Source organism: Pseudoduganella sp. GCM10020061 (assembly GCF_042683405.1).
Classification (GTDB): Bacteria; Pseudomonadota; Gammaproteobacteria; order Burkholderiales; family Burkholderiaceae_D; genus Telluria.
Genome location: NZ_JBHUJS010000001.1, coordinates 58,193 through 83,801, shown reverse-complemented (window position 1 = coordinate 83,801; position 25,609 = coordinate 58,193). Strand labels below are relative to the sequence as shown.

Genomic DNA, 25,609 nt, shown 5'->3' with positions numbered 1-25,609 from the left:
AGCACGTTACAATCGCTTTCCGCTTCCCTGATGGGTACTGCATGCAGCTGGTTGTATTCCGTTCCTCCTGTGTCGCACGGGCGCTCACCGCGGCCGTGGCAGTGTGCTTGCTGGCGCTGCCCCAGCCCGCCCGGGCGCTCGAACGGGTAACCCTCCAGCTCAAGCACGCGCACCAGTTCCAGTTCGCCGGCTACTACGCGGCGAAGGAAAAAGGCTTCTACCGCGATGCCGGGCTCGACGTCGCGATCAAGGAAAGCGGCGACGGCAACCAGCCCGAACGCGAAGTGATCTCGGGCCGCGCCCAGTACGGCGTCGGCTCCAGCAGCCTGCTGCTGGCCCACGCGGCAGGCAAGCCGGTGGTGGTGCTGGGCGTGATCTTCCAGCATTCCCCGTATGTCCTGATCATGCCGCGCCAGGGCGGCCTGTCGATCGGCGACCTGCGCGGCAAGCGCGTGATGATCGGCTCGCTCACCGACGAGCTGACCCAGGCCGACGAGGTGGTTGCCTACCTCAAGAAGGAAGGCATTTCCATGACCGACGTGATCCGCGTCGAGCACAGCTTCAATCCGCAGGACCTGGTCAGCGGCAAGGTGGACGCCATGTCCGCGTACACCACCAATGAGCCGGACATCCTGGACCGGCTCGGCTTCCAGTACGACATCTACAGCCCGCGCCTGGCGGGCATCGACTTCTACGGCGACAACCTGTTTACCAGCAAGAGCGAGCTGGCCCGGCATCCGGAGCGCGTGCGCGCCTTCCGCGAAGCGAGCATGCGCGGCTGGCAGTACGCGATGGCCCATCCGGAGGAGATCGCCGACCTGATCCTGGCCAAGTACAGCCGCCGCCACGACCGCGCGCACCTGCTGTTCGAGGCGCGCCAGATGGAGCCGCTGGTGCAGCCGGTGCTGGTCGAGACGGGCTACATGAATCCGGGGCGCTGGCGCCACATCGCCGACGTGTATGCCGACCTCGGCATGATGGCGCCGGGCGCGCGCTTCGACGGTTTCCTGTATTCCGATGACGCCCAGGACCTGACCTGGCTGTACCGCAGCATGGCGGTGGCCGGCGCGCTCCTGCTGGCCGGCGCGGCCATCCATGTCACGCAACTGGCGCGCGTGCGCAAGCGCGCCAGCGATGCGATCCGCAAGGGACAGCAGCGTTTCCGCATCATGTTCGAGGAGGCGCCGCTCGGGATCGCGCTGGTCGATCCGGTCAGCGGCACCTTCAGGGATGTCAATTCGCGCTATGCCGAGATTGCGGGCCGCACGGCCGACGAGATTCGCGGCAGCGTCTGGTCCGACGTGGTGCACAGCGAGGACCTCGAGCACGCCGGCACGTACATGCAGCGCATGGCGACGGGCGAGGCGGACGGCTTCAAGACCTCGATGCGGCTGGTGCGGCCGGACGGCTCGCTGGTCTGGATCGATGCCTCGGTCGCGCCGATGGAAGACGAAGGCAACGGCCCCCTGCACTATCTGTGCATGGTGGAAGACGTCACCGAGAAGCGCAAGTCGGAAGCGCTGATCTGGCAGCAGGCGAACTTCGACTCGCTGACCCAGCTGCCGAACCGGCGCATGTTCCTCGACCGCCTCGGCAACGACATCCTGAAGTGCCGGCGCGAGGGCCGCCGCATCGCGATCCTGTTCATCGACCTGGACCACTTCAAGGAAGTCAATGACACGCTCGGCCACCAGCAGGGCGACGTGCTGCTGGCCGAAGCGGCGCGCCGCATCCGCAGCTGCGTGCGCGAATCGGACACGGTCGCGCGCCTGGGCGGCGACGAGTTCACCGTGATCCTGACCGACATGGAGGCGATCGCGCGGCTGGAGGCGATCGCGCAAAGCATGCTCGATGTGCTGCAGGCGCCGTTCCAGCTCGGCCACGAGCAGGCCTATGTCTCGGCCAGCATCGGCATCACACTGTACCCGGACGACGCGCAGGAGATCGACGACCTGCTCAAGCATGCGGACCAGGCCATGTACGCAGCCAAGGGCGCGGGCCGCAACCGCTTCAGCTACTTCACGCAGGCGCTGCAGACGGCGGCGATCTCGCGCATGCGCCTGACCAACGACCTGCGCGCGGCGCTGCGCGGCGAGCAGTTCCGCCTGTACTTCCAGCCGATCGTGCACCTGGAAACGGGCCGCATCCACAAGGCCGAGGCGCTGATCCGCTGGGTGCATCCGCAGCGCGGCATGGTCGGGCCGCTCGAATTCATTCCGCTGGCCGAAGCGTCGGGACTGATCCTGGAGATCGGCGACTGGGTGTTCCGCGAATCGGCCGCGTGGACGCGCCGCTGGCGCACCGAGGTCGATCCCGAGTTCCAGGTGTCGATCAACCAGTCGCCGGTCGAGTTCCAGCGCGAGGGGCGCGGCTACCAGCACTGGTTCGCGCACCTCGAGCAGGTCGGCCTGGCCGGCAACGCGCTGGTGGTGGAGATTACCGAAGGCCTGCTGCTGGACGCATCGGCAGGCGTGACCGACAAGCTGCTGCAGCTGCGCGACGTCGGCATGCAGGTCGCGCTGGACGACTTCGGCACCGGTTATTCATCGCTCGCCTACCTCAAAAAATTCGACATCGACTACCTCAAGATCGACCGCACCTTCACCCGCAACCTGGCGCCCGAGTCGAGCGACATGGCGCTGTCCGAAGCGATCATCGTGATGGCCCACAAGCTGGGCCTGAAGGTGATTGCGGAAGGCGTGGAGACGCCCGAGCAGCGCGACCTGCTGCGCCAGGCAGGCTGCGATTACGCGCAAGGCTACCTGTTCGCCCAGCCGATTCCGGCCGACGAGTTCGACGCGATGCTGCGCGCCAGCCGCCGTTAGTCCCCCACAACACTTCCCTTGTCATATCTTTACGGAATGCCCCGATCGCAGGGGCTTATGCGTTCTTTCGCTTAAAATTTCTGTCGGGCATCCCCAAAGCCGTGTAAGATCAGTGCCTCAAAGAAACATGTGTGCTCAAAAACGCAACGCATGGGGCCGGGAAATCCCGGGATAACAATAAAAGAGCGGGTGCCGCAGGCAGCCTGCCATACCCCGTTAGGAAACCGTCGTGATCGACATTCGTACTTTCCTGCTGGTGCTCGCCATCGGCAACATCGGCTTCGCGATGATGATCGCCGGCTATTCCCGTACCGGGTCCAGGCACCCCGGCATGGATGTGTGGAAGTGGGCGCGCCTGGTCCAGGGCATCGCGCATGCCTTCGGCTACATGCGCCTCGCATACTGGTCGAACGGTCTCGAGGCACTCACCAATACGCTCCTGATCACCGGCATCGCGCTCGAAGTAGGTGCCTACGCGGTGTTCCTCGGCATTCCCAAATATAAGCGGGTGCTGGTTCCGGTGACGCTGATCGCGGCGCTGGGCTTCCAGTTCTGGCGCCTGAATACCAGCAGCCACGGCGAGATCATGGCGCTGATGTCGCTGATCATTGCGATGTTCACGGCAATGATGGCCTACCTGCTGCTGCGCGACTGGCGCACCTGCTCGCCGCTGCAACGGCTGATCGGCCTGAACGACGTGCTGTTCTTCTTCGTGATGGTGGTGCGGGCCTACGCTTCGGTCTCCGACCCGGACAGCACCCTGTTCCGGCCGGGCGTCGTGCACTCCGCCGCCTTCATTACCGGCTACTGCCTGCTGATCGTGAACGGATTCGGTTTCCTGCTGCTGTGCAAGTACAAGGACGACCGCACGATGGAGGAGCTGGCCACCATCGACAGCCTGACCGGGCTGCTCAACCGGCGCGCCTTCTTCGAACGCACCGACGCGGCGCGCGCGCTCTCGCTCCGGCTGCAAAAACCGTTTGCGCTGATGATGCTCGACATCGACCACTTCAAGCGCCTGAACGACCGCTTCGGCCATGCCACCGGCGACGAGGCGCTGAGCGTATTTGCCCGCACCGTGCGGGGCGAACTGCGCGAGCACGACATCATGGGGCGCCTGGGCGGCGAGGAATTCGCGCTGGCCATGCCGGGCACCGACCTGGCCGGCGCGCTGCAGGCGGCGGAGCGGCTGCGCGTGGCGGTATCGGAAGCGCCGGTGCTCACCGACGGCAATTTCTACCGCATGACGGTCAGCGTGGGCGTGGTCGTGGTCGACCCGAACGAGCACATCAACTCCGCGCTGGCGCGCGCCGACCACGCCCTGTACGCCGCCAAGAGCGGCGGCCGCGACCGCGTCGAATCGGGCGAAGCCATCCACCCGGTGATCCGCTCGCGCGCCTGAAAAAATGGGGACAGACCCCATTTATTACGGCGGCAATGAGGGAAGAAAATGGGGTCTGTCCCCATTTTTGTCATCCGCTCGCGGCTCAGATGAAGATGCCGCCGGAAACCTCGATGCGCTGGGCGTTGATCCAGCCGCTGTTATCGCTCAGAAGGCTGGCGATCGCCCCGCCGATATCGTCCGGCAGGCCGGCCCGACCCAGGGCGGTCTGCGATGCGATGAACGCGTTCATTTCGGCATTGTCGCGCACGACGCCGCCGCCAAAGTCGGTCTCGATCGCCCCCGGGGCGAGCACGTTGACGGCGATGCGGCGCGGCGCCAGTTCCTTTGCCATGTAACGGCTCATGACTTCGACGGCGCCCTTCATGGCAGCGTAGGCGGCATAGCCTGGCACGGCGAAGCGGGTCAGGCCGGTGGAGACGTTGACGATCCGGCCCCCGTCGGCGATCAGCGGCAGCAACTGCTGGGTAAGGAAGAACACGCCCTTGACGTGGATGTTGTAGAGGGTGTCGAACTGCGCTTCGGTGGTGGTGTCGATGGACGCGTGGATGCCAACGCCAGCATTGTTGACCAGGAAGTCCACGTTTGCGCGCTGCCATTTTTCCGCAAGCACGCTTTTCAGCTGTTGCGTGAAGCCGGCAAGCGCCGCGATGTTTCCGGTGTCGAGCTGGAGTGCCGCCGCACGCCTGCCCATCGCTTCGATCTCATCCGTCACCGCCTGCGCCGCGGCCGCATTGCTGTGATAAGTGAGGATCACATCGACGCCCTCGCGGGCGAGTTTTAATGCCGCGCTTTTACCGAGTCCCCGGCTGCCGCCGGTAATGATGGCCAGCTTGCTTCCCATATCGCCCCCGTGAATTGAATGCGTGGGTCAAGTGTATTGGCAGCGGCTGACTAAAGAAAGCGAAACACACAAAATGGGGACAGACCCCATTTAGAAGAAAAAATGGGGTCTGTCCCCATTTCTTTGAGGCGCAAAGAAAAAGGGCCCGATCTTCGATCGGGCCCTTCTTGTTCTGGCGGAGCGGACGGGACTCGAACCCGCGACCCCCGGCGTGACAGGCCGGTATTCTAACCAACTGAACTACCGCTCCAGCTACTGCAACTTGTCCTTCGTTCCATCGATGGTGGGTGCTGAGAGGGTCGAACTCCCGACCTACGCCTTGTAAGGGCGCCGCTCTACCAACTGAGCTAAGCACCCATCTGGAACTTCTTTCCGACGTTTGTCACCACGTCTGAAGGAGGCCGAATTATAGACCCCTCAAAAATTTTCTGCAAGGGTTCGCCAAATCTTTTTGATGAGCACCATCGCGCCGGCGATGCCGGCGCCGCTTTGTGTCACCATCGATCTACCTGCTTTTTTCACTCCAATCCGATATGCCAGCCATGCCAGAGCAGTCGCCGCGCGAGTTCCTGACCGGACTGTTCGACAGTGCGGTCGCCGCCGTCGATCCGGCTCGCTGCATCGCGCGCTACCTGCCGCCGGTTCCGTCCGGCCGCATCGTGGTCGTGGGCGCAGGCAAGGCAGCCGCGCGCATGGCCGAGGGCGTCGAACGACTCTACGGCGACAGGGTCGAAGGCATGGTGGTCACGCGCTATGGCCACGGCGCCCCGACGCGGCGCATCGAAGTGGTCGAGGCCGGCCATCCGCTGCCCGACGATGCGGGGGCGCACGCTGCCGCGCGCATGCTGTCGCTGGTCGGTGGGCTTGAGGCGGACGACCTGGTCCTGTGCCTCATGTCGGGCGGCGGCTCCGCCTTGCTGGCGCTGCCTGCGCCCGGCATCACGATGGACGACAAGCGCGCGCTGACGCAGGCACTGCTGAAGAGCGGGGCGCCGATCGCGGACATGAACCGCGTGCGGCGCCACCTGTCCGCGCTCAAGGGCGGGCGGCTGGCGCTGGCCTGCCATCCGGCGCGCGTGGTCACGCTGGTGGTCTCGGACGTGCCGGGCGACGATCCGGCAGTGGTCGCGTCCGGCCCCACGGTCCCGGACGGCAGCAGCGGCGCCGATGCCCTGGCCGTCCTCGGCCGCTACGGGATCGAGGTCCCGGCGCATGTGCGTGCGGTGCTGGCAGACCCGGCGCGCAGTGCGCCCATGCCGGACGATCCGCGCCTGGGCCGCAACGAGATCCACGTCATCGCCAGCGCGCGGCAGGCGCTCGATGCCGCCGCCGTGGCGGCCAGGGCGAAGGGCTGCACGCCGCTGCTCCTGTCCGACCGGCTGGAAGGCGAGGCGCGCGCCGTGGCGGCCGAGCACGCGGAGCTGGTGCGGCAGATCCTGGCGCAAGGCGTTCCTGTGGCCCCGCCTTGCGTGATCCTGTCCGGCGGCGAAACCACCGTGACCGTGCGCGGCAATGGCCGGGGCGGGCGCAACGCGGAATTCCTGCTGGCGCTGGCGCTCGCGCTGGACGGGCAGCCCGGCGTGCACGCGCTGGCCTGCGATACCGACGGCATCGACGGCACCGAAGACAATGCGGGTGCGCTGATCGATCCCGGGACACTGGCGCGCTGCCCGCTCGATGGCCGCGCCCTGCTGGAGCGGAACGACGCCTACCGCTACTTCGAGGCGGCCGGCGGACTGCTCGTCACCGGTCCCACGCGCACCAACGTGAACGACTTCCGCGCCATCCTGGTCTTGCCAACCGCGTAATTTCCAGCAATACTGTATGGATTCACAGTATTCCCAGCCCGCCGGTGAACGCGCCCCAACGAAAAATCATCCATTGCGACTGCGACTGCTTCTACGCTTCGGTCGAAATGCGCGACGATCCTTCGCTGCGCGGCAAGCCGCTGATGGTGGGCGGGCGGGCCGACCAGCGCGGCGTGGTGGCAACCTGCAACTACGAGGCGCGCAAGTTCGGCATCCGTTCGGCCATGGCGACGGCGCAGGCGGTCAAGCTGTGCCCGCAGCTGGTGATTCTGCCGCCGGCGATGGAGAAGTACCGCACCGCGTCGCGCCAGATCATGGAGATCTACCGCAGCTACACCGACCTGGTCGAGCCGCTCTCGCTGGATGAAGCCTACCTGGACGTGACCAGTTCGCCGCACTGCAAGGGCAGCGCGACCCTGATCGCGCAGGAGATCCGCCAGCGCATCTTCGACACGGTCGGGATCACCGCGTCGGCCGGCGTGGCGCCCAACAAGTTCGTGGCCAAGATCGCGAGCGACTGGAACAAGCCGGACGGACTGTTCCTGGTGCGGCCGGAAGAGGTGGACGAGTTTGTCGCAGCGCTGCCGGTCAAGAAGCTGTACGGCGTCGGCAAGGTCACCGCGGCCAGGCTGAACAAGCTGGGCGCCGAGACCTGCGCCGACCTGCGCAACTGGACCATGCACGACCTGCAGCACCACTTCGGCAGCTTCGGCGCGCGCCTGCACGACCTGTGCCGCGGCATCGACGAGCGCCCGGTGTCCAATTCGCACGAGCGCAAGTCGGTCAGCGTCGAGGAGACCTACACGCCGGACGTGCCGGACCTGCCCGCCTGCCTGGACCTGGTGCCGGAACTGTTCGACAGCCTGCTGGCGCGGCTCAAGCGCGCCGGCGCGGCCGACCAGGTGGGCAAGCTGTTCGTGAAGCTGAAATTTTCCGACTTCCAGCAGACCACGGTCGAATGCGCGGGCACGGCGCCGGCCATCGCCCTGTACCGCCGCCTGATGGAAGTCGGGTACCAGCGCGGCAGGCAGCCGGTGCGCCTGCTGGGCCTGGGCGTGCGCCTCGACGCCAGCCGGGGCGAGGCCAGCAGGCTCGAACAACTGAGCCTGTTCAGCGATGAGCCCGTGTAGAATACCGTTCCGTTTTACCGTACCGAATCGAAAGCAATCATGTGGTTTAAGAATCTCCAGATCTACCGTCTCCCTGCCCCCTGGGCGTACACCCCCGAACAACTGGAAGAAGCGCTCAAGCCGCTCAGTTTCACGCCTGCCAACAGCAACGAGCTGCTGCGCCAGGGCTTCGACTCGCCGCGCGGTAACGGCAACCTGGTCCACACCGTGAACAAGCAGATGCTGGTCATGCTGGGCACCGAGAAAAAGCTGCTGCCGGGTTCGGTCATCAACCAGGTGGCCAAGGCCAAGGCCGCCGAGCTGGAAGAACAGCAGGGCTTCCCGCCAGGTAAGAAGGCGATGAAGGAGCTGAAGGAGCGCGTGGCCGACGAGCTGTTGCCGCGCGCATTCTCGATCCGCAGCAACACCTTCTGCTGGATCGACCCGGTCAACGGCTGGCTGGTGGTCGATGCGGCCAGCCCGTCCAAGGCGGACGACGTGATCAAGCACCTGCTCAAGGCCGTGGACAAGATGCCGCTGCAGAGCCTGCGCGTGCAGCGCTCGCCGGTGGCGGTGATGACGGCATGGCTGGAGATGGACGAGGCGCCGCACGGCTTCACCGTCGACCAGGATACCGAACTGCGCGCAACCGGCGAGAGCCGCGCCGCGGTGCGCTACGTGAAGCACACGCTGGAGCCGGACGACATCCGCCGCCACATCGCCTCGGGCAAGCAGTGCACGCGCCTGGCGATGACCTGGACCGACAAGATTTCGTTCGTGCTGACCGAATCGCTGGCCGTGAAAGGCATCAAGCCGCTGGACGTGCTGAAGGAATCGGACTCCGTGTCGCGCGACGACAACGAGCGCTTCGACAACGACATGCTGCTGATGACCGGCGAGCTGTCGGCCATGCTGGCCGACATCGTCACGTCGCTGGGCGGCGAAGCCGAGCACTGATACTCGGGGACTGTCCTCTGCGGGGGCAGTCCCTTTCCCGTGCTTACAGTGTCTGGAACACGCCGGCCGTCTTGTTCTTCTGCACGTTATCCCACGGGAACACCTGGCCGTTCATGGCCACGTACACCCCGGCCGGCAGCACTTGCGCCACACCCACTGCGACGCCAAGGTTGAACAGCGCGTCCGAATTGGCAATCTCATAAGGAATCATGGCGCCGGTCAGGACGATGGTCTTGCCCAGGTTCGCCGCGCCCAGCACGGCCGCGGTCTCGCGCATGGTGTCGGTGCCATGGATGATCACGATCGCGTTTTCCTGCGCGCGCTGGCAGGCGGCCAGCACCCGTGCGCGGTCGGCGTCCTGCATGTCGAGCGAATCGAGCAGCGGCAGCACGTCCAGCTCCACCGGCACCGTCATGCGCGTGCGTGCGATCACGGCGGGCAGGTGGCTGTCCGAGAAGCCGAGCACGCCGGTCAGTTCGTTGTAGTGCTTGTCGAAGGTGCCGCCGGTGGCGACGATGCGCAGGGTCATGGTGTAATCTGTTCTGGTTGAAAGGGCGTGCCATCTTACCAAACCTGTTTCCGGGTGTGTCCGGGCTGGCTTGCGGGGCGCACCTCGACTATATTGGTTTTTTTCAAAATGGGGACAGACCCCATTTCAAAATGGGGACAGACCCCATTTTGCCTAACGGATAAATGGGGTCTGTCCCCATTTTGGTTTATGAAAGCACTGGCACCCGGCACTGTGATCTTCCATCGCCACCGCGGCTATGGCGTGATTACGGCCGTCAATTTGCTGACCGGATGGATCTCGGCGCGCTTCGGCACCGAGTCGCGCGCGCTCGACCTGAACCTGTCGTCCGACGAGGTGCAGTTCGGCGACGGCGAGCCGATCCTGTTCCGGCGCGCGCCGCCCGACCGCATGCCGCACGCGCGCCTCATGGAGATGGTGCGCAAGCTGCACGAGGCGGGCTACCAGCGCCTGTACCTGTACTCCTGGCCCAAGCCTTCCGGCCTGCACTGGCGCTGGCACCTGTTTACCGGGCAGCGCGACTGGATGCAGCGCGCCTGGCGCGAGGGCTGGTACGGATCTGGCGCCGACTACAACTTCAATCCCGTGATGGGCTGGGGCGATTCGCCGGGCGCGAGCGCGGACGAACTGGTGCATGCGCTGGCGAAGTTCGACCCGCAGGGCCTGGCGCAGGCGCTGGGCCGCGACGAGGACCACGCGGCCTGGTTCGCGCAGGTGTGCGATGCGCTGCTGCCGGGCGGTTACATGTACAGCCTCGACATGCAGCGCGGAGACGACGGCGAAGTCCCGCCGGTGCCCGTGGTGCCGGTGCGCGCCGGCCTGCCGCCCTACCGCGGCCCCGTGATCGACTGGCCTCCGGGCTGGAAGGGCCTGTGGACGCGCCGCCATGCGCTGCCCGCACGCCGGCCCGACTTTACCGGCACGCAGGAAATCCAGCTGGCGGCGAAAAGTTGTCCGGACGAGTAGTCAAGCTGGCTACTGTGTTGCGCCAGAGCATCATTTAATTAGTAGCCCATCTACATCGCGCGCGATTTATTCGACAGCGCGCAGACCCAGCCAGTAAAGTGACTGCCGGCGTCGCCCCCGACGCCAGCAACCATCTTGAACGCCGGCTCTGCGCGTGCTTCGTCGAGGATATCCACCCATGCAGTTCCCCCCACGCCGCCAGCGCGCCCTGCTGGCAGGTATCGGCTTGTTCGCCGCCGCAGGCGCGGTGCAGGCCGACGAGAAGGTCCAATGGACGGTCAGCGGTTTCGGCACCGCCGGCGCCGTGCACTCGAGCAGCCGCGACGCCGACTTCGTCGCCAGCATCCTGAAGGAAAACGGCGTGGGCGCGACCCGCCGCACCGGCGCGGATGTCGATTCGCGCCTGGGCGTGCAGCTCGGCGTGGAGCAGGGCAAGTGGTCCGCCGTCCTCCAGCTGATCAGCGAACAGCACACGATCGACAGCTACCAGCCGATCGTCGAGTGGGGCAACGTCAAGTACCAGGCCACGCCGGACCTGGCAGTGCGCGCGGGGCGCATTGCGCTGCCGATGTTCCTGGCGGCCGAGTACCGCAAGGTCGGCTATGCCTTTCCGTGGGCGCGCACCCCGGTCGAAATGTACGGCACCATCCCGCTCACCAACAGCGACGGCGTCGATGCCACCTACCGCTGGAGCGAAGGTGGCCGCAGCCACGTGACCCAGGCCTTCTATGGCCGCACCGATGCGCAGTACGACGCCACCTACACCGCACAGGCGCGCAACCTGGGCGGCTTTGCGCACACCGTCACCAGTGGCGCGCTGACCGCGCGCGTCTCCGCGATGCGCGCCGATGTCACGCTCGCGCTGGGCCAGCCGCTCTACGATGCCTTCCGCCAGTTCGGGCCCCAGGGCGCTGCGATCGCCGACCGCTACGAAGCCCGGGACAAGCGCGCCTGCGCCGTCAGCGTGGGCTTGAACTATGACCCGGGCCAGTGGTTCGCGACCGGCGAGGCGGGCCGGCTCAACACGCACTCGTACATCGGCGACAAGACCGCGTTTTACGTGAGCGCCGGCTACCGCGCCGGCAGCCTCACCGCCTATACCTCGTTCGCGCGCGTATCGCCGAACTCGCCGACGCAGGTCGCCGGCCTGGCGCTCGACGGCATGCCCGCGCAGCAGGCGGCGCTCGGCGCCATGCTGAACTACCACCTGAACGACATGCTGCGCTACGTCGCTTCGCAGCGCACGGCCAGTGTCGGCCTGCGCTGGGATGCGGCCGACAATGTCGCGGTCAAGCTGCAGCATGACCGCCTGACCACGCGCGACGGCTCGTACGGCACGCTGATCCGGATCCAGCCTGGCTACCAGGCGGGCAAGCCGGTCGGCCTGACCAGCGTGATGGTCGATTTCGTTTTCTGAGGCCGCCATGCGCAAGCTGATCCGACTTTTCTGTACCGCGCTGCTGGCGCTGCAGTGCAGCGCCGCGGCCGCCGAGGTCATCGTGGTGGTCTCCGCGCACAGCCCGCTCGCGTCGCTGCGCGCCGAGCAGGTTGCCGACATCTTCCTCGGCAGGAGCGGGCGCTTCCCGGACGGGAGCCGCGCGATCCCGCTGGACCAGGCACTGGGCTCGCCGCTGCGCCACGAGTTCTACCTGCGCGCCGCCGCGATGTCGCCGCCGCTGGTCAAGGCGCACTGGACCAAGATGATCTTCACGGGACGCGGCCGTCCGCCAAAAGAGGTGCAAAACAGCGCTGCCGTGCGCAAGCTGGTGGCCGAGAATCCGGCCTACGTCGGCTATATCGACAGGGCCGCGCTGGACGCCAGCGTCAAGCCGGTCCTGCTGCTGAACTGACCGCGCCCCGATGCAGCTGCAAACACACATGACCGCCGCCGCCCCCGCCGTTCCCGCCGAGGGCGGCTGGCGCGCGCGCGCACAGCGCTGGCTGCGCCAGGGGCGCGAGACGCATATCTCGCTGCCCCTGTTCGCGCTGGTCCTGCTGTGCGTGATGTGGGCCGGCACCTTCCGGATGATCGACGGCGAACGCGCCGCGGCGGTGGCGGCGGCGCGCGACTCCGCGCGCGAGCTGATCGACACCTACGAGGCGCAGGTCGGGCGCAACCTGAACGGCATCGACCAGACCCTCAGGGTGCTGCGCTATGCCGTGGAGCTGGAAGGCGCACAGAACGCCATCCCGATGCTGGAACAGCGCGGCATGCTGCCGCCCTCGCTGGTGTTCCAGGTCAAGGTCATCGACCGCCATGGCGTGACCGTGGCCAGCAACTTCAAGGCGCCGGCGAGCGACATGGCCGAGCGCCGCTGCTTCAATTACCATCGCGACCACCCGGCCGACGAAGTCCACGTGAGCCACGCGGCCAGCGAGGCGGAGAATCCCGAGCCGCACCTGCACTTCACGCGCCGCATCGACGATGCACAGGGCCGCTTCGCCGGCATCGTGGTGCTGGAGGTCGACCCGGCCTACTTCACCAGCGGCTACGAACGGTCGCGCCAGGGCGAGCAGGGGCTGCTCGGGCTGGTGGGCGAGGATGCCGTGTTCCGCGTGCGCCGCTCGGGCGACTCGGTCACCTGGGGCCAGCGGGTGCCGCGGCTCACGCCGGGCGAATCGCTCGCGCGCGGCACGCACGATGGCGTGCTGCGCTTCCTGAACGCGCGCAAGATGCACGGCTTCCCGCTGTATGCGGCGGCGGGCCTGGGCTACGACGAGCAGCTCGCGGCGTTCGAGCAGGCGCGCAGCAAGTACCTGCTGGCCGCCGGCGGCGCCAGCGTCGCGCTGGCGATGCTGGTGTCGGTGGTCTGCGTGTGGTCGTGGCAGGCCGGACGCACGCGGCGGCGCATCCGGCGCGCCCAGGAGCGCTACGCGGCCGCCTCCGAAGCGAGCCTGGATGCGTTCTTCGTGCTGCGCACCGTGAAGGACGCGGGCGGCAAGATCGTCGACTTCATGGTTGATGCGACCAATTCGCGCGCCGAGGCCATGACCGGCTTCGGCAAGAATGAGCTGATCGGCAAGACCCTGCTGACCCTCCTGCCCGACGCGCGCGGCGGCGAGCTGTTCGACGACCTGGTGCATGCGGCCACGGTGGGCGGCGTGCACGAGGCGGAGCGCAAGATCAGCTTCCCGCTGTTCCGGCCATCGTGGGTGCACCGCCAGGTGGTGGGCGTGGAAGGCGGCATCGTCTGCATCGTGCGCGACATCACGGAACGCAAGCGCAGCGAAGCGCGCATCCTGCAGATGGCGCACTACGACGAGCTGACCGGCCTGCCGAACCGGAACATGGTCGGACAGCGGCTGGAACAGGAAATCGCGCGGGCGCAGCGCGAAGGCGCCGCGATGGCGGTGGCGTTCATCGACCTGGACGGCTTCAAGCTGGTCAACGACGGGCTGGGGCACAAGGCGGGCGACGAGCTGCTGTGCATCGTGGGCACGCGCATGCAGCAATGCCTGGGCGGGGAGGCGATGCTGGGCCGTTTCGGCGGCGACGAATTCGTGCTGGTGCTGCCGGGCGTGCCCGATACCATGGCGGCCGCGCCGGTGCTCGAATCGCTGCGCCAGGCGGTGGCCCAGCCGGTCATGCTGGGCGAACATCCGGTGCGCGTGAGCGCCAGCATTGGCGCGGTGATGTATCCGCACGACGGCCTCGACCCGACCACCCTGATGATGAACGCGGACGCGGCGATGTACCGCGCCAAGGAGCTGGGCTCGAACAATATCCAGTTCTACACGCGCGAAATGAATTCCAGCCTGGAGCAGAAGCTGCTGCTGCTCGACGGCCTGCGCGGCGCGCTGGAGGCGGGCCAGTTCTCGGTGCTGTACCAGCCCAAGGTAGACCTGCGCACCGGCCGCATCTTCGGCGTGGAAGCGCTGGTGCGCTGGCACCATCCGGAGCACGGCCACGTGTCGCCGGCGCAGTTCATCCCGCTGGCCGAGGAGAGCGGCCTGATCGTGCAGCTGGGCGAGTGGGTGCTGCAGACCGCCTGCGCGCAAAGCAAGGCCTGGCGCGATGCCGGGCTGCCGCCGGTCACGATGTCGGTCAACGTCTCGGCACGCCAGTTCGCCGAAGACCGCCTGGTCGAGCGCGTGGCGGAAGCGCTCAGGGTCAGCGGGCTGCCTGCCGACGGCCTGGAAATCGAAGTGACCGAGAGCCTGATCATGCGCGACATGCAGCAGTCGATCGAGCGCATGCGCGAGCTGAAGGCGATGGGCGTGTCGCTGTCGGTGGACGATTTCGGCACCGGCTATTCGAGCCTGTCGGCGCTCAAGTCCTTCCCGATCTCCACGCTCAAGATCGACAAGTCCTTCGTCAGCGACCTGGCCACCAGCACGGACGACCAGGCCATCGCGATGGCGGTGATCTCGCTGGGCCACAAGCTCAACCTGCGCGTGATCGCGGAAGGGGTGGAGACGGAGCAGCAGTACCGCTTCCTGCTGGAAAACGACTGCGACGAGATGCAGGGCTACCTGTTCAGCCGCCCGGTGCGGCCGGCCGAGCTGGCGGTCATGCTGTCGCGCTCCGCGCGCATGGCCAGCGAAGGCAAGGGCTGGTCGCCGTCCAGCCGCTAGTCCCTGGCCTCAGGCCAGCACTTCGGGATTCAGGATGTTGGCCGGCGCGCCGCCGGCAAATGCCAGCACGTTGCGGAACGCGGCGTCGAAGTACAGCTCGTAGCTGTCCTTCTCGACGTAGCCCAGGTGGGGCGTCGCCAGCACGGTCGGGATGCGCAGCAGCGGCGAGTCGGCCGCCAGCGGTTCGCTCTCGAACACGTCCAGCGCGGCGCGGCCCGGCCGGCCATGGCGCAACGCCGCTTCCAGCGCGCCCGGCTCGACCAGCTGCGCGCGGCTGGTATTCACGAACAGGCTGTCCGGCTTCATGCGCGCCAGGTCGGCCGCGGTCACGATGCCGCGCGTGGCCTCGGCCAGGCGCAAGTGCAGGGTGAGCACGTCCGCCTCGGCGAAGAAGGCTTCGCGCGAGGGCGCCGCCTCGAAGCCGTCGGCCACTGCGCTCGCCCGCCCCGCTTCGCTGCCCCACACCAGCACGCGCATGCCGAACGCCTTGCCGTAGCCCGCCACCAGCCTGCCCACCTTGCCGTAACCCCAGATCGCCAGCGTGCGCCCGTGGTTGGCCAGTCCCAGGCCGTTCAGCTCCGGGTTGACCGAGGCGGTCTGCCACAGCCCGTCGCGCAGGTTGTTGGCGTAGCTGACGATGCGCCGCTGCGCCGCCATCACGAGCGCCCAGGTCAGTTCCGCCGGCGCGATGGGCGAGCCGACGCCCTCCGCAATGGCGATCCCCCGTTCCGTGCAGGCGGCCACGTCGATGTGGCTGCCCGCCCGTCCGGTCTGCGCAATCAGCTTCAGCTTGGGCAGGCGGTCGAGCAGGGCGCGCGTGATCGCGGTGCGCTCGCGGATCAGGACCAGCGCCTCGAACGGGGCCAGCCGGATCGCCAGCTGTCCGACCCCCTTGGCGGAGTTCGTGAATATTCGGCACGGATGCGCACTGATGAGCCGAAATGCGTCCAGATGGCGCACCTTGTCCTGGTAATCGTCCAGTATCGCGATATTCATCGAAATTAGCATCAGTTGAGCGAAGTTCGCATTGTATGCGTAAGGAAATAACAGGATTCGACGGAACCGGAATAGCCTACTACTTTACTCGACTATTTCTCCTACATTTTTGTAGTGCGCGCATATAAAAGCGACATGCAGGGGGTTATAATCGCCCCTTTCCGGGTGCGGACCGCGCGCCCGGCGCAGGATTTTTGCGGTACTGAGCAGTACCGCATGTCCGGGCAACCGGTACGACCGCCGTTGTCGCCGAACCCGTCCACGGACTGGCTCCTGAGCGAAGAGCGCCCCCCGCCGACGTCGATCCTGCCCTTGCCCCCGGACCACTGGTTTCTTTTTAGGCTTTGGAGGCTTTTATGAACCAACCCGTGATGGGAGGCGTTGCCGCACTGAACGTCCCCGCATACGTCAAACACCAGAAGCTGATCAGCTGGGTGGCGGAGATTGCAGCACTGACCAAACCGGACCGCGTGGTCTGGGCCGATGGCTCGCAGGAAGAGTCCGACCGCCTGTGCGCCGAGATGGTTGCCGCCGGCACCATGCGCAAGCTGAACCCGGCCAAGCGTCCGAACTCCTACCTGGCCTGGTCGGACCCGACCGACGTGGCGCGCGTGGAAGACCGCACGTTCATCTGCTCGCAGACCCGCGAGCAGGCCGGCCCGACCAACAACTGGATGGCCCCGGACGAGATGCGCGGCACCCTCAACGGCCTGTTCGACGGCTGCATGCGCGGCCGCACCATGTACGTGATCCCGTTCTCGATGGGCCCGCTGGGCTCGCCGATCGCGCACATTGGCGTCGAGCTGTCCGATTCCCCGTACGTGGTGGTCAACATGCGCATCATGACGCGCATGGGCCGCGCCGTGTACGACGTGCTGGGCGCGGACGGCCAGTTCGTCCCGTGCGTGCACTCGGTCGGCGCGCCGCTGCAGCCTGGCCAGAAGGACGTCGCCTGGCCGTGCAACCCGACCAAGTACATCGTCCACTACCCCGAGACCCGCGAAATCTGGTCGTTCGGCTCCGGCTACGGCGGCAACGCGCTGCTGGGCAAGAAGTGCTTCGCGCTGCGCATCGCGTCCAACATGGGCCACCAGGAAGCGCAGCAGGGCGGCACCGGCTGGCTGGCCGAGCACATGCTGATCCTGGGCGTGCAGTCGCCGGAAGGCCAGAAGCACTACGTCGCGGCGGCCTTCCCGTCGGCCTGCGGCAAGACCAACTTCGCCATGCTGATCCCGCCCAAGACCTTCGACGGCTGGAAGATCACCACCATCGGCGACGACATCGCCTGGATCAAGCCGGGCCAGGACGGCAAGCTGTACGCCATCAATCCTGAGGCGGGCTACTTCGGCGTGGCGCCGGGCACCAACGAGCAGACCAACTACAACTGCATGGCCTCGCTGCGCGAGAACGTCATCTTCACCAACGTCGCGCTGACCGACGACGGCGACGTGTGGTGGGAAGGCATGACCAAGGAGCCGCCTGCGCACCTGATCGACTGGCAGGGCAAGGACTGGACCCCGGCGTCCGGCACCAAGGCCGCGCACCCGAACGCGCGCTTCACCGTGGCCGCCACCCAGAACCCGGTGATCGACGAGAAGTGGGACGATCCGGCCGGCGTGCCGATCTCCGCCTTCATCTTCGGCGGCCGCCGCTCGACCACCGTGCCGCTGGTGACCGAAGCGCGCAGCTGGACCGAGGGCGTGTACATGGCCGCGACCATGGGTTCCGAGACCACCGCTGCCGCCGCCGGCCAGATGGGCATCGTGCGCCGCGACCCGTTCGCGATGCTGCCGTTCATCGGCTACAACATGAGCGAGTACTTCCAGCACTGGCTCAACATGGGCACCAAGGTCGAGCAGCAGCCGAACATCTACTGCGTCAACTGGTTCCGCACGGACGCCCAGGGCAAGTTCGTGTGGCCGGGCTTCGGCGACAACATGCGCGTGCTGAAGTGGATGCTCGAGCGCATCGAAGGCACGGCGGGCGGCACCGAGCACGTGTTCGGCACCTCGCCGGACTACGCCGACCTGAACTGGGAAGGCCTGGACTTCTCCGCCGGCCAGTACGAGATGATCACCTCGATCGACACCGCGTCGTGGCAGGAAGAGCTCAAGCTGCACGACGAGCTGTTCGACAAGCTTGCGCACAAGCTGCCGCAGGAGCTGGTCGCGACCAAGGCGGACATCGCCAAGCGCCTGGGCGCATAAGCCCCTAAGGGGGCTGTCCCTACGGGACTGTCCCCGGACTTTCGTCGCGTCGCCATGAAAGCATAGAAAGGGAGCGTTCCTGCGCGCCAGGCGGCAGTACCGGCCCCAGCCCTGTAGTCCTCCAGAAGAAGGCGCGTCCTATGACGCGCCTTTTTTACACTCAAGCACAGGCAAAGAACAACTGGCTACATCTAGTGGCCCGGATTGATATGTAGCTACCGATAGCTATACTAGTTTTTGTAGTATGTCCGTAAGGCCCGTAATCAGGAGGAGTCATGGCGATCACGAAGGTGACGGTCAATTTGCCAGCAGAGCAAGTCGCGTTCCTGGAGCGCATTGCAAGCGAAGAGAACCTGACGTTCACGGACATCCTCAAGCGATCGATCAGTTCTGAGCGCTTTTTCGTCGACCAGGAAAAAGCAAACCGCAAGGTGCTTGTCGAAGAGCCTCTGACGCAACGCATGTACGAGGTCCGACGCAGCAAATAACCTGAGTGAATGAGAAATGGGCCGGCCGACGGTGCCGGGGTCAGGCCCGGCCTTCATAGTGGGAGCCTGACCCCGGCTTTGAGCTTCCGCAAACGCGGGGTCAGGCCTGGAGGGGAATCGAGGTCTGACCCCCACCAGTGGACCCCCGCCAGCGGCTGTAAGTGGGGGGCTACACCATGTGGGTGCTTATGGCTTCTTGTAGACGATGCCGTCCTTCATCACGAACTTGATCTTCTGGAGTTCGGTGATATCGGCAAGCGGGTCGCCGCTGACGGCAACGATGTCGGCCAGATAGCCCGGCTCCACCGAACCGAGGCGCGTCTCCTGGCCCAGCAGCGTGGCGGCGCTGAGCGTCGCGCTGCGGATCGCTTCCAGCGCGGGCATCCCGCCTTCCACCATGTAGGCGAACTCCTTGGCGTTGTCGCCGTGCGGGTAGACCGCCGCATCGCTGCCGAAGGCGATCTTGACGCCGGCCTTGTAGGCGCGTCCGAACGCGGCCTGGCTCACCGAGCCGATCTCCAGCGCCTTCTGGCGCACCACCGGCGTGTACTGGTCGGAGTTCTTCGCCATCTCCGCCGCGTAGCGCCCGGCCGTGATGGTCGGCACCAGCCACGCGCCGGTCTTCTTGATCAGCGCGATGCCTTCCTCGTCCATCAGGGTGCCGTGCTCGATCGAGTCGACCCCGGCGCGCAGTGCGCGCTTGATGCCTTCCGCCCCGTGCGCGTGCGCGGCGACCTTGAAGCCGTAATCCCTGGCGGTGGCGATGACGGCGCGCAGTTCGTCGTCCGTGAACTGGGCGTTCTGGCCATTGTTGTTCTGGCTGAGCACGCCGCCGGTCGCCGTAATCTTGATCAGGTTCGCGCCTTCCTTGAAGCGCGCACGCACCGCGGCACGCGCCTCGTCGGGGCCGTTGATCACGCCTTCCATCGGGCCGGGCAGTCCGCCGTCGGCACGGGCGAAGCGCTGGTTCAGGCCATTGCTGCGGTCCCCGTGGCCGCCGGTGGTGGAGATGGTGGTGCCGGCGGTGAAGATGCGCGGGCCGACGATGTAGCGCTGTGCGATCGCGTCGCGCAGGGCCACGTTCAGGCCGCCGGCAGCGCCGAGGTCACGCACGGTCGTGAAGCCGGCCATGAGCGTGCGCTCGGCATTGCGCACCGAGCGGTAGGCATAATCGGCAGGATTGGAGCTGAGCGTGTGGCGCATCGCATCGGCCGCCTTCTCGGTTTCGAACACCATGTGCACGTGCGAGTCGATAAAGCCGGGCATGCAGGACTGGGCGGACAGGTCGATGTGGCCGGGCGCCTGCACCATCGGGCCGACCGACTTGATCACGCCGTTTTCGATCTCGATGCTGACGCGTTCGCGCCATTTGCCGGCCTTGACGTCGAGCAGGCGGCCGCAGTCGACGGTGGTGGTGGCGGCGCTGGCATGGGCCGCGCCGAGGCAGAGGGCGATCGCGGAAAGCTTGTGCATGAGAGTCTCCTGGGATGTCGTTATGAGTTGCTAGGAGGAATGTATCACGCGGCCGTGTCAAAATGATTAGCCAATTTCGCACACCTGTGCTAAATTGGCGATCATGGATACCCTGACCGCCAAGAGCGAAGCCACCTATGCCCTGATCCTCGCTGCCGCCTTCGAGATGGCCGCCGTCGAAGGCATCGGCCGGATTTCGCTCGGCGAACTGGCCAAGCGCACCGGCATCAGCAAGAGCGGGATCTTCTCGCGCGTGGGGTCGCTCGAGTCGCTGCAGGTCGCGGTGCTGGACGAGTACGACCGCCGCTTCCAGGCCGACGTCCTGCTGCCGACGCTGGGCCTGCCGCGCGGCCTGCCGCGCCTGACGGCGCAGATGGACCACTGGATGCGCAAGTGCTGCGACGAAGCGGTGCGCGGCGCCTGCCTGTACACGGCGGGTGCGTTCGAGTTCGACGACCTGGACGTGCCGCTGCGCGACCGCATCCAGCAGGGCATCATGCTTTGGCGGGCGTCGCTGCGCAAGACGGTGCTGCAGGCGATGGAGCAGGGGCACCTGCGGCCGGACACCGACCCTGAGCAGCTGGTGTACGAGATGTACAGCATGATCGTCGGGCTGCTGCACGACATGCGCTTCCTGCGCGACGGCAGTGCGCCGGTGCGGACACGGCGCGCGTTCCAGCGGCTGATTTCGACCTACAAGAGCTTGAACGAACCGGAGTAAGCAGCGGCAGCCGCCGTAAGTGGGCTGCCATTTTTTTCATCATATTTCGCACAGGTGTGCGAAAAGGAGGCTGTCATGATCATCGCATTGATCGCTATCACGGGACTGACGGGGTATGTCGTCTTTCACACCAATATCGTGGCGCTGGTGCTGTCGCTGCCGGACAGTAACGAGGACTTCGTGTTCACCGGGGATGCGCAGGAAGGGAAAGTGGCGGAATCGGCCCATTCATGGCCGATTCCGCCAAAAGAACAGCGGACGGTCCCCGCAGGGGACAGTCCCCGCCCTGTTACTTGAGCAGCGGGACAAGGTACTTGCCGGTGACGCTGTCGGGGTTGGCGGCGACGTCTTCCGGGGTGCCGCTGGCGACAATGCGTCCGCCGCCGGCGCCACCTTCGGGCCCGAGGTCGACGATCCAGTCGGCGGTCTTGATCACGTCGAGGTTGTGCTCGATGATCACCAGCGTGTTGCCCTGGTCGCGCAGGCGGTGGATCACCTTCAGCAGCAGGTCGATGTCATGGAAGTGCAGGCCGGTGGTCGGCTCGTCCAGGATGTACAGCGTGCGCCCGGTGTCGCGCTTGGACAGTTCCAGCGACAGCTTGACGCGCTGCGCCTCGCCGCCCGACAGCGTGGTCGCGCTCTGGCCCAGCTTGATGTAGCCCAGGCCCACGTCCAGCAGCGTCTGCAGCTTGCGCGCGATGACCGGCACCGGCTTGAAGAACTCGTGCGCGTCCTCCACCGTCATGTCCAGCACTTCGGTGATGGTCTTGCCCTTGTACTGCACGTCCAGCGTCTCGCGGTTGTAGCGCTTGCCGTGGCAGACGTCGCACGGCACGTACACGTCCGGCAGGAAGTGCATCTCGACCTTCAGCACGCCGTCGCCCTGGCAGGCCTCGCAGCGCCCGCCCTTGACGTTGAACGAGAAGCGTCCGGCGCTGTAGCCGCGCTCCTTCGCCACCGGCACGGTGGAGAACAGGTCGCGGATCGGCGTGAACACGCCGGTGTAGGTGGCCGGGTTCGATCGCGGGGTGCGGCCGATCGGCGCCTGGTCCACCGAGATCACCTTGTCGAAGTGTTCCAGGCCGCTGATCGCATCGTGCGGCGCCGGTTCGGTCTGCGAGCCGTACAGGTGGCGCGACAGCGCCGGGTACAGCGTGTCGTTGACCAGCGTCGACTTGCCCGAGCCTGACACGCCGGTCACGCAGGTGAGCAGGCCCACCGGCAGCTTGAGGCTGACGTTCTTCAGGTTGTTGCCGGTGGCGCCGGTGATGACCAGCTGCCTGTGCGGGTCGGCCACGTGGCGCTGCTTCGGCACCTCGATCTTGCGCGTGCCGTTGAGGTACTGCGCGGTCAGCGACTTCTTGTTCTTCAGGATTTCCTTGAGCGAGCCCTGGGCGATCACGTCGCCGCCATGCACGCCCGCGCCCATGCCCATGTCGACGATGAAGTCGGCGGTGCGGATCGCGTCCTCGTCGTGCTCCACCACCAGCACGCTGTTGCCGATATCGCGCAGGTGCTTGAGGGTGTCGATCAGGCGGTCGTTGTCGCGCTGGTGCAGGCCGATCGACGGCTCGTCCAGCACGTACATCACGCCGGTCAGGCCGGAGCCAATCTGTGAGGCCAGGCGGATGCGCTGCGACTCGCCGCCGGACAGCGTGTCCGCGCTGCGGTCGAGCGACAGGTAGTCCAGGCCCACGTTGTTCAGGAAGGTCAGGCGCGACACGATCTCCTTGATCACGCGGTCGGCGATCTCCTTCTTGGCGCCCTTGAGCTTGAGCTGTTCGAAGAACGACAGGCACTCGCGCAGCGGCTTGCGTGCCACTTCGTAGATCGCCTTCTGCTGCTTGCCGGTGCCGATCTTGACGTAGCGCGCTTCCGTGCGCAGGCGCGCGCCCGAGCAGGACGGGCATTCCTTCTCGTTGATGAACTTGGCCAGCTCCTCCTTGACCGCCATCGAGTCGGTCTCGCGGTAGCGGCGCTGCAGGTTGGTGACCACGCCTTCGAAGGTGTGCTCGCGCACCACGGTGCGGCCACGCTCGTTCACGTAGCTGAACGGGATCGCGGTCTTGCCGGAGCCGAACAGCACCGCATCCTGCGCGGTCTTCGGCAGCGATTCGAACGGCTTGTCGATGTCGAAGCCGTAGTAGTTCGCCAGGCTGGTGAGCATCTGGAAGTAGAACTGGTTGCGGCGGTCCCAGCCCTTCACCGCGCCGGAGGCGAGCGACAGGTTGGGGAAGGCGACGATGCGCTTGGGGTCGAAGAACTCGATGTGACCGAGGCCGTCGCACTCCTGGCACGCTCCCATCGGATTATTGAACGAGAACAGGCGCGGCTCGAGTTCCTGCAGCGAGTAGCCGCAGGCGGTGCAGGCGAACTTGTTGGAGTACACGTGCTCGACGCCGCTGTCCATCTCCAGCGCGATGGCGCGGCCGTCCGCGAGACGCAATGCGGTCTCGAAGCTTTCGGCCAGGCGCTGCTTGATCTCCGGGTTCACCTTGACGCGGTCGATCACCACGTCGATCGTGTGCTTTTCGGTTTTCTTCAGCTTGGGCAGGTCATCGATCTCATAGATTTTCGCGTCGCCGGTGCCGCTCTGCACGCGGAAGCGCACGAAGCCCTGCGCCTGCATGCCTTCGAACAGGTCGGAGTGCTCGCCCTTGCGGTTGGCCACGACGGGAGCCATGATCATCAGCTTGGTGCCTTCTTCCATCGCCAGCACGGCATCGACCATCTGCGACACAGACTGCGCGGCCAGCGCGTTTTCCGGATGGTTGATGCAGTACGGGGTGCCCACGCGTGCGTACAGCAGGCGCAGGTAGTCGTGGATCTCGGTCACGGTGCCGACGGTCGAACGCGGATTGTGCGAGGTCGCCTTCTGCTCGATCGAGATCGCCGGCGACAGGCCTTCGATCAGGTCCACGTCCGGTTTTTCCATCAGCTGCAGGAACTGGCGCGCGTACGCGGACAGCGACTCGACGTAGCGGCGCTGGCCTTCGGCATACAGGGTGTCGAACGCGAGCGACGACTTGCCCGAGCCGGACAGGCCGGTAATGACGATCAGCTTGTTACGGGGAAGATCAAGGTTGATGTTCTTCAGATTGTGCGTACGTGCACCGCGGATGCGGATTTCTTCCATAAGTGGGAAACCTAGCCTTGCAGTTCGTGGGGAATACTGTACATAATACCAGTGTTCAACTATGGCTGCTGACTGTTCCGTATAAGTTAGCAGCGTGCTACTGTCGTGACGGGCGTTGACCGGAACGGCTTCCAGCGGATGGCTGGCATCCATGCCGGGTAAGCGGCGCCGGCGCGCGAATATTGATCGGGATCGGTTGCCGTAACCAGTCGATAACACTCATAATAGTAAGTTCTGTGGCGGCCGACGGCCGCACGCCAAAATAAGGGGAGCAATACATGGCATCTGTTAACAAAGTCATCATCGTCGGCAACCTGGGCCGCGACCCGGAAATCCGCTACATGCCGAGCGGTGACGCGATCGCCAACATTGCCGTGGCCACGTCGTACAAGTCGAAGGACCGCAACTCCGGCGAGCAGAAAGAGCTGACCGAGTGGCACCGCATCTCGTTCTTCGGCCGCCTGGCCGAGATCGTGGGCCAGTACCTCAAGAAGGGTTCGTCCGTGTACGTGGAAGGCCGCCTGCAGACCCGCAAGTACACCGACAAGGACGGCATCGAGCGCTACGCAACCGAGATCATCGCCGAGAACATGCAGATGCTGGGCGGACGCCAGGGCATGGGCGGCGGCGACAGCATGGACGACGGCGGCAGCTACGAGGCGCCACAGCGTCCGGCAGCGCGCCCGGCAGCACCTGCCGCACCGGCAGCGCGTCCTGCACCACGCCCTGCGCCGAACTTCTCGGACATGGACGACGATATCCCGTTCTAAGCCGCACGGCGGATACCAACAAAAAGCGAAGCCACCTGGCTTCGCTTTTTTTTGCCATGACTGCCCGGTGACCGGTGTTAGCGGGTCAGGGCGTGGGCCTGGCGCCGAGCGAGGTGTAGATCACCTGCAGCAGCTCGTGCGGCTGGAATGGCGCAGGGAGGTAGGCGACGGCGCCGCTGTCGATGCGTTTTGCTGGATGTCGCGCATTTGCGCATCGATGCTTTCGTCAGCAACCGTAATCATGCGGGAGCGCGGTCCCAGGTTGCGGCTCGCGATGACGATATAGCCATGGCTGGCCAGGTATTCGCCGAGGTCGGCCGGTTCGTAGCCCACCCCGCCGCCGCCCGGTGCATAAATCACCACCGGATATTTCCCCGGCAGGGCTGCGGCATCGCGCACGGCCCACATGGGTTGGCCGAACACCGCTTTGGCCTGGGCTGCGCCGATCCGCGTTCCAGCATCTTTCAGGCGCGACGCGAGGAACGCATCGAGCTCGCCCCTGGTGCGTCCGAAATCGTCCTCGCTCAGTTCGGTGCGGACGTAATCGCCGTAAGCCACGGGGCTGCCGCCCTTGAGGGCCGGATACCAGATGTGGGTCTGGATCGGCCGCGCGCGTTCGCCTTGCGTGGCACGGCCGCTGACCAGGTCGATCTTGTCCTTATAGATGCGGGTGTCGTCGTACTGCTGGACCATTTTCCAGCCCACCGCCAGCGGGCCGGGTTGCAGGTTCGCGAAGCCCGGTCTGCCATGCGCGCTGAACGACCAAAGGAGCAATACGGAATACAGGAAGTAGCGCATTGGAG

Annotated in this window: 20 protein-coding genes and 2 tRNA genes; 14 read left to right on the top strand and 8 right to left on the bottom strand. The window is 65.9% G+C overall.

What is annotated here, in order from left to right; all coding sequences use genetic code 11:
- The first annotated feature begins 41 nt into the window (after positions 1-41).
- Positions 42-2,825 carry an EAL domain-containing protein gene (locus tag ACFSQR_RS00375; RefSeq protein ID WP_377726761.1) on the top strand — a complete coding sequence of 928 codons (2,784 nt, stop codon included), beginning with the start codon at positions 42-44 and terminating at the stop codon, positions 2,823-2,825.
- A gap of 229 nt (positions 2,826-3,054) precedes the next feature.
- Positions 3,055-4,227 (top strand): GGDEF domain-containing protein, encoded by a 1,173-nt coding sequence (locus tag ACFSQR_RS00370; RefSeq protein WP_377726758.1) that lies wholly within the window; start codon positions 3,055-3,057, stop codon positions 4,225-4,227.
- An 85-nt stretch (positions 4,228-4,312) separates the two neighbouring features.
- Here the strand turns inward: ACFSQR_RS00370 and ACFSQR_RS00365 are convergent, their stop codons facing one another.
- The 3 genes from ACFSQR_RS00365 to ACFSQR_RS00355 form a co-directional block, all read right to left on the bottom strand.
- A complete protein-coding gene (locus ACFSQR_RS00365) occupies positions 4,313-5,071 on the bottom strand; it encodes an SDR family NAD(P)-dependent oxidoreductase (protein ID WP_377726755.1) in 759 nt (252 codons plus the stop codon).
- Positions 5,072-5,244: 173 nt separating this feature from the next.
- A tRNA-Asp gene (locus tag ACFSQR_RS00360) sits at positions 5,245-5,321 on the bottom strand.
- A gap of 31 nt (positions 5,322-5,352) precedes the next feature.
- Positions 5,353-5,428 (bottom strand) — tRNA-Val (locus ACFSQR_RS00355).
- A gap of 185 nt (positions 5,429-5,613) precedes the next feature.
- On the opposite strand from ACFSQR_RS00355, the gene ACFSQR_RS00350 reads away from it, so the two are divergent.
- The 3 genes from ACFSQR_RS00350 to ACFSQR_RS00340 are packed head-to-tail and all read left to right on the top strand — an operon-like array spanning position 5,614 to position 8,945.
- Complete coding sequence (locus ACFSQR_RS00350; RefSeq protein ID WP_377728285.1) at positions 5,614-6,879, top strand: glycerate kinase; 1,266 nt, start codon at positions 5,614-5,616, stop codon at positions 6,877-6,879.
- Positions 6,879-8,009: a DNA polymerase IV gene (gene dinB / locus ACFSQR_RS00345; RefSeq protein WP_377728284.1), complete on the top strand. Its 1,131-nt coding sequence runs from the start codon at positions 6,879-6,881 to the stop codon at positions 8,007-8,009. Before ACFSQR_RS00350 ends, dinB begins: the two co-directional genes overlap by 1 nt.
- 39 nt (positions 8,010-8,048) lie before the next feature.
- Positions 8,049-8,945, top strand: a complete 897-nt coding sequence (locus ACFSQR_RS00340; RefSeq protein ID WP_377726752.1) for a recombination-associated protein RdgC — start codon at positions 8,049-8,051, stop codon at positions 8,943-8,945.
- A gap of 43 nt (positions 8,946-8,988) precedes the next feature.
- Here ACFSQR_RS00340 and ACFSQR_RS00335 read toward each other — a convergent pair whose 3' ends face one another.
- On the bottom strand, positions 8,989-9,474 hold the full coding sequence (locus tag ACFSQR_RS00335; protein ID WP_377726750.1) for an asparaginase domain-containing protein: 486 nt from the start codon (positions 9,472-9,474) through the stop codon (positions 8,989-8,991).
- 189 nt (positions 9,475-9,663) lie between these two features.
- On the opposite strand from ACFSQR_RS00335, the gene ACFSQR_RS00330 reads away from it, so the two are divergent.
- The 4 genes from ACFSQR_RS00330 (at position 9,664) to ACFSQR_RS00315 (ending at position 15,015) form a co-directional block, all read left to right on the top strand.
- A complete protein-coding gene (locus tag ACFSQR_RS00330; RefSeq protein WP_377726748.1) occupies positions 9,664-10,440 on the top strand; it encodes an L-asparaginase in 777 nt (258 codons plus the stop codon).
- 178 nt (positions 10,441-10,618) lie between these two features.
- Positions 10,619-11,857, top strand: a complete 1,239-nt coding sequence (locus ACFSQR_RS00325; RefSeq protein ID WP_377726745.1) for a hypothetical protein — start codon at positions 10,619-10,621, stop codon at positions 11,855-11,857.
- 7 nt (positions 11,858-11,864) lie between these two features.
- Positions 11,865-12,290, top strand: a complete 426-nt coding sequence (locus tag ACFSQR_RS00320) for a phosphate ABC transporter substrate-binding protein (protein WP_377726743.1) — start codon at positions 11,865-11,867, stop codon at positions 12,288-12,290.
- A gap of 28 nt (positions 12,291-12,318) precedes the next feature.
- Positions 12,319-15,015: an EAL domain-containing protein gene (locus tag ACFSQR_RS00315; RefSeq protein WP_377726740.1), complete on the top strand. Its 2,697-nt coding sequence runs from the start codon at positions 12,319-12,321 to the stop codon at positions 15,013-15,015.
- Positions 15,016-15,024: 9 nt separating this feature from the next.
- Here the strand turns inward: ACFSQR_RS00315 and ACFSQR_RS00310 are convergent, their stop codons facing one another.
- Positions 15,025-16,011, bottom strand: a complete 987-nt coding sequence (locus tag ACFSQR_RS00310; RefSeq protein ID WP_377726737.1) for a D-2-hydroxyacid dehydrogenase family protein — start codon at positions 16,009-16,011, stop codon at positions 15,025-15,027.
- Between the two features lie 356 nt (positions 16,012-16,367).
- Between ACFSQR_RS00310 and ACFSQR_RS00305 the strand changes: the two genes are divergently transcribed.
- Together ACFSQR_RS00305 and ACFSQR_RS00300 are read left to right on the top strand one after the other, a co-directional pair.
- On the top strand, positions 16,368-18,218 hold the full coding sequence (locus ACFSQR_RS00305) for a phosphoenolpyruvate carboxykinase (GTP) (RefSeq protein ID WP_377726735.1): 1,851 nt from the start codon (positions 16,368-16,370) through the stop codon (positions 18,216-18,218).
- Between the two features lie 275 nt (positions 18,219-18,493).
- Positions 18,494-18,706 carry a hypothetical protein gene (locus ACFSQR_RS00300; RefSeq protein WP_377726733.1) on the top strand — a complete coding sequence of 71 codons (213 nt, stop codon included), beginning with the start codon at positions 18,494-18,496 and terminating at the stop codon, positions 18,704-18,706.
- A 186-nt stretch (positions 18,707-18,892) separates the two neighbouring features.
- Here ACFSQR_RS00300 and ACFSQR_RS00295 read toward each other — a convergent pair whose 3' ends face one another.
- Complete coding sequence (locus ACFSQR_RS00295) at positions 18,893-20,179, bottom strand: amidohydrolase family protein (RefSeq protein ID WP_377726730.1); 1,287 nt, start codon at positions 20,177-20,179, stop codon at positions 18,893-18,895.
- A gap of 103 nt (positions 20,180-20,282) precedes the next feature.
- Between ACFSQR_RS00295 and ACFSQR_RS00290 the strand changes: the two genes are divergently transcribed.
- Together ACFSQR_RS00290 and ACFSQR_RS00285 are read left to right on the top strand one after the other, a co-directional pair.
- Positions 20,283-20,900: a TetR/AcrR family transcriptional regulator gene (locus ACFSQR_RS00290; protein ID WP_377726728.1), complete on the top strand. Its 618-nt coding sequence runs from the start codon at positions 20,283-20,285 to the stop codon at positions 20,898-20,900.
- Positions 20,901-20,975: 75 nt separating this feature from the next.
- A complete protein-coding gene (locus tag ACFSQR_RS00285; protein WP_377726726.1) occupies positions 20,976-21,197 on the top strand; it encodes a hypothetical protein in 222 nt (73 codons plus the stop codon).
- Here ACFSQR_RS00285 and uvrA read toward each other — a convergent pair.
- Positions 21,190-24,036 (bottom strand): excinuclease ABC subunit UvrA, encoded by a 2,847-nt coding sequence (gene uvrA, locus ACFSQR_RS00280; RefSeq protein ID WP_377726724.1) that lies wholly within the window; start codon positions 24,034-24,036, stop codon positions 21,190-21,192. The genes ACFSQR_RS00285 and uvrA overlap by 8 nt on opposite strands.
- Before the next feature lie 278 nt (positions 24,037-24,314).
- Between uvrA and ssb the strand changes: the two genes are divergently transcribed.
- Positions 24,315-24,806 carry a single-stranded DNA-binding protein gene (ssb, locus tag ACFSQR_RS00275; RefSeq protein WP_377726722.1) on the top strand — a complete coding sequence of 164 codons (492 nt, stop codon included), beginning with the start codon at positions 24,315-24,317 and terminating at the stop codon, positions 24,804-24,806.
- Positions 24,807-24,926: 120 nt separating this feature from the next.
- On the opposite strand, the gene ACFSQR_RS00270 is transcribed toward ssb, so the two are convergent.
- Positions 24,927-25,604, bottom strand: a complete 678-nt coding sequence (locus tag ACFSQR_RS00270; RefSeq protein WP_377726720.1) for a hypothetical protein — start codon at positions 25,602-25,604, stop codon at positions 24,927-24,929.
- Between the last annotated feature and the right edge of the window lie 5 nt (positions 25,605-25,609).